We start from the raw sequence: 2,176 nt of genomic DNA, 5'->3' as shown, positions 1-2,176 counted from the left end.
CAAACTTTAGATACCATGGGGTTGTCGCACCGCAGCCGAGCGGTGCTAAAAAGGAAGGGTAATGAAACAATACATCCTTACCAACCCCATGGCCACGCAACGTACCTCCAAAGCAAAAATTGACCAGTCTGACCTCAAGAAGGCCGGGGTCGAGCCCGATAAAGCTGATGTGATCTACCTGGGTGTGGATGTGCATCTGCGCCAGCAAGTGGTGTGCCGCAAAGTCGATGGAGCGGCTCCGCAGCCTGCCCAGCGCTTTGGTCCTGAGGAATTCAAGCTCTGGGTGGCCAGGCAAATGAAGCTGGCGCACAAGGTGGTGTGCTGTTACGAGGCAGGTCCGTTTGGTTATGTCCTGCACAGGCACCTTGAGAAAGCGGGGGTGGAGTGCCTGGTGGTGCGGCCTCAGAACTGGGACACGCATGGTCGCCGGGTCAAGACCGACGGACGGGATGCCTGTGCTTTGGTCGAAGGACTGGCGCGCTACAAAGAGGGGAACAACAAGGCGTTGGCGGTGGTGACGGTGCCCCAAGAGCAGGTGGAGCAGCGTCGGGCCTTGACGCGCTATCGTGAAGACTTGGTCAAAGAAGTGCGCCGCATGGCGTTGGGAGCCAGAGGGCGGGCGTTGACCCAAGGGCTGGAACTGGGGCACCGGTGGTGGAGACCCAAGGCGTGGGCAGTGTGGCTGGCGAAGCTGCCCCAGTGGCTGAGCGACATCCTGGACTGTTCCCGGGAGGCCCTTCTGGTGCTGGAACGAGGTGTGGCCCGGTGCACCGAGCAGATCGAAGCGCTGGCCCGGCCCTCCCAAGAGCGGCCCAAGGGGTTGGGAGCGCTCAGCGAACAGATCATCAACAATGAAGTCATCGACTGGGGACGTTTTAGCAACCGGGGTCAGGTGTCCAGTTACACCGGGTTGTGTCCCAGTGAGTACAGCTCGGGGGGATCACGGCGGCAGGGCGGGATCAACCGGCATGGGAACCGGCGGCTGCGCACGGCGCTGGTGGAGGCGGCGTGGCGGCTCATGAGGCACCAGCCCAAGTGGAAGCGTCTTGAGAAGGTGAGGGAGAAGTTGCTGCTGGCCCAGAGCGGGAGAGGCAAACCTGGGAGCAAGAAGAAGATCGCGGTGGAACTGGCGCGCGGCCTGGCGGTGGACCTTTGGAGGCTCAACACGGGCAAGGCGACGCTACAGGAACTGGGACTGGAGCCAGCCTGAAAGCAAGCTGCCCACGGGCGGCTTCACAACCTCACAACGTCATCAAAAACTCACCTCAAGAGGGCCGCTCGAAGAATGGCTTGAAGAAGAAATAACTTTCCCCAACCACTTTGGAACGGTGTGGCGTGTTCGAAACGCAAACAGGGCGCCAACACAGCCCGGACTTTAGATTGAGCCGCCACCCGTTCCTTCAGCTTACGCATGTTCGTATTAGGCACTGATCCCTGCAAGGTCATGTGCGGATAGCAGGTTGTCAGCAGTGTGGAAACTGCCTGAATCGCTGAAGGAAGCCGTCTCCGAAAACATCAACGCCTTATCCCCGAAGTTCGAGAAGAAGACAAAATCCAAGAAAACATCAAACCTTCCTTGACCCAACCCTCATAGCAGTTTGCTCAGTCGAACGTCGCCTGACGGCTCCAGCAGGATGAATCCTGCGCTCCCAGCACCCCCTACGGGAAACGAAGGATGACTGCCCTGACTTGTTCAGGACAGGGTGCTCTCACCCTGATGCCGGCGGGACGCCAGCGCTCCCAGGAGAAGGAGTTGTCCACTTCATGCTCCCCCTCATCACCGGGTGCGCGGACCTTCATGCTGGCGCACCCAGTGTATTGCCATGTGAGGCTTGTTGAGCCGGTTGGCTTGAACAAAGAAACGGCGACCCGAGGGTCGCCGTTCATTCAAAATTACTGTCGAAGCTCTCAGCGTTCGCCAGACTTACTTGGCTTTTTCGCCCCAGTTCTTCACGAAGTCGATGCAGGTCTTGATGTCACCCACATTGTCTTCCCATTTGTTTTCGTATTCGACGGAGATATTTCCATCGAACCCTTGAGCCTTCAGCTCGGCCAGGCAGCCTGCGACGTCACTAACACCGGTGCCATAGACCTGATCAGGTCCCTGTTTGCCGATTTCCTTGCGGTCCTTGAGGTGGCTGCTGATGATGCGGCCCTTGAGGATCTTCAGGCACTC

The 2,176-nt window shown here is 58.8% G+C and carries 2 protein-coding genes; one reads left to right on the top strand and one right to left on the bottom strand.

The features are described 5' to 3' along the window. Positions 1–61 precede the first annotated feature (61 nt). On the top strand, positions 62–1,210 hold the full coding sequence (locus VLA04_01120) for an IS110 family transposase (GenBank protein HSI20297.1): 1,149 nt from the start codon (positions 62–64) through the stop codon (positions 1,208–1,210). A 714-nt stretch (positions 1,211–1,924) separates the two neighbouring features. Here the strand turns inward: VLA04_01120 and VLA04_01115 are convergent. Beyond that, on the bottom strand, positions 1,925–2,176 hold a 252-nt coding region (locus VLA04_01115), incomplete at its 5' end, for a sugar phosphate isomerase/epimerase (GenBank protein HSI20296.1).

The sequence above is a fragment of the Verrucomicrobiia bacterium genome (genome assembly GCA_035460805.1).
Lineage (GTDB): Bacteria > Patescibacteriota > UBA1384 > CAILIB01 > CAILIB01 > DATHWI01.
The sequence above is the reverse complement of the archived record's forward strand: the minus strand, read 5'-3'. Positions and strand labels throughout refer to the sequence as shown.